The organism is Endozoicomonas sp. SESOKO4, from assembly GCF_024606275.1.
Genome location: NZ_JAHHPS010000304.1, coordinates 1 through 1,998 on the forward strand (window position 1 = coordinate 1; position 1,998 = coordinate 1,998).

Annotated in this window: 2 protein-coding genes; both read left to right on the forward strand. The window is 38.0% G+C overall.

From position 1 onward, the window contains the following. Nucleotides 1–404, forward strand: a 404-nt coding sequence (locus KDK16_RS05820) for a hypothetical protein (protein ID WP_257275124.1), incomplete at its 5' end; no start/stop codon positions are given. A 204-nt stretch (nt 405–608) separates the two neighbouring features. Then, nucleotides 609–1,998 (forward strand): hypothetical protein (locus tag KDK16_RS05825; RefSeq protein WP_257275125.1); only part of this gene is annotated, 1,390 nt, incomplete at its 3' end.

A 1,998-nucleotide genomic window follows, 5' to 3' on the forward strand; every position in this document is an offset into this window, starting at 1 on the left:
AAAAAGAATGGCCGCCCAAATCAAGACTGCCAGAATTTATGGGGGTTGACCAAGTGACATACCGTTCATGGCTGACTCGCACCGCTGAGGAAATCCTGTACTGGACGGCTATGCAACCTCATGAGGCTAAAGACAATTGTAGCTTTACTCTTTCTGATGAGTGTTACTCAGAACACATAAAGAGTAGTGGAAACCTGGATGCCACACTGTACCCACATGTTTTGCGTCGTTTCGACATACATAAAAAATTTCCTGAAGACTTCCATAATGTCAATGACCAACTCAATCTCGGAGCCAATAACTCCACCTTTCCCCTGATCAGTCTGGTCAAGGGACTTACGTTGTTTGCCGGTAATGTTTTTGCATTCGCAGGCCAATACACAGAGGAGGATGATATGGAGTGAGGAATATATTCCGCCAGCGCATCCTACATTTCAGGCTATTGAGAATTACTTTGGGTTGCATCGGTCCGGCCAGAGGCCTTTTTTCAACTCTGTGATTCTTCTGTTTTGGAACTTTTTTTGAATTGACGGGTCAATATTGTGAGCATTTTTTGACTGGGCTCTCCCTCGTCAAGATTAAGGACAATTTAAAGACAGGAAAAAACGATGGATCGATTATCTCAATTCTCATGTAATAAGAGGCAAAATTCACCTACTTTCAATGCTACAGAGAATCGTGGCAAAGTTTGCGGAAAAATCGTCAGCCCTGTCAGTGATAAGGCATTGGGAGTTCATCATGCAAATTTCACACAAGATCTTGTAACAGGACAAAAAGATCAAAAAGAGATCGGAATTACCTCCAGAGCCGTTGCTTCAGGCCTAGATTCCCATCAAGTCGCTAAACTCAAACCAAAATTAAAAAAGCTTAAAGATATTCAGGGTGCGAACACTGCTATCATCAGCGACAGACAACTTAAGCTCATTAAACGGCTCATGGATCATAGTATTAAAGGTAGGCTGACAGCAGAAAAATTTATAGATGTTATCGACTTTATTTATTATCGCCCTGAAAAAATATTACCTAAAGATTATTTTAAATCACCAACCCTTTTGTCAGGAATAATAAGAAATCAGCTTTGGGATGTTTCTAAAACGGAGATAGCTGATAAAATATGGGATGTATTAATATCAACACCTGAAAGGAAAAAACAGTTATTATTGACTCGCGTCAGGGAAAAAGGCGTCAGGCATTATTACGAAGACCTTTCTGATGAATTGAAAAATGATATTGATTTTCTGACTGAATGGTCAACTCTGAAAGGTATTCCCCGTGGTACACCACCAAATCTGGCAGTTCAGATTTATGAACGTCTGGATATCGGGGCCAAAATAAAGTCTGTGAGTGTTCTGCCGCGCAGCTTCGCAGACGATGATGTTTATAATGAGCTTATCCGTTCGGGAAGAATAACACTTAATGAGCTACCACAAAACATCAGAAAGAAAAACAAAGAGTACTGCCTTTCGCAATTATCGAAAGGCCTTTGCAGATTATCAGAGGTTCCGGCACAGTTTATAACAGAAAAAGCCATTTTGGATTCACTCGATGGTAGAAAATTTCTTATCAATTTTTTTGAACTTTTCAATGATGATATTGAATATGACATGTTGATCAGTCATCCTGAATTCTTTGAAGAAGTACTAGTCAAAATTACTTCAGCGCCCTTGGAAATAAGAATGCCAACCTCTTATACGCATATCGATCTTTTGTATGATGTTTATAAATATTGCATAAAAAGATACAGGTATGACAGGGAGAGACTTGCTTTATTATTAAAAAAACTGATAAAAGTTAATCCTTTTTTTGTTATACCTGTTAAAAATATGGATGATGAGTTGCTTCAGGGGATGATTAAAGAAGGAAAAGAATTACTATTAGCCATGTTAATCATTAGACCTGAAATAAGCCAATGTCTTGATACGGAAATTATTTCTTTTTTCTTTAAGAAAGTTAATGCTGGTGATGATTTTAAAACCCATGTCATGAATATTGTTTATC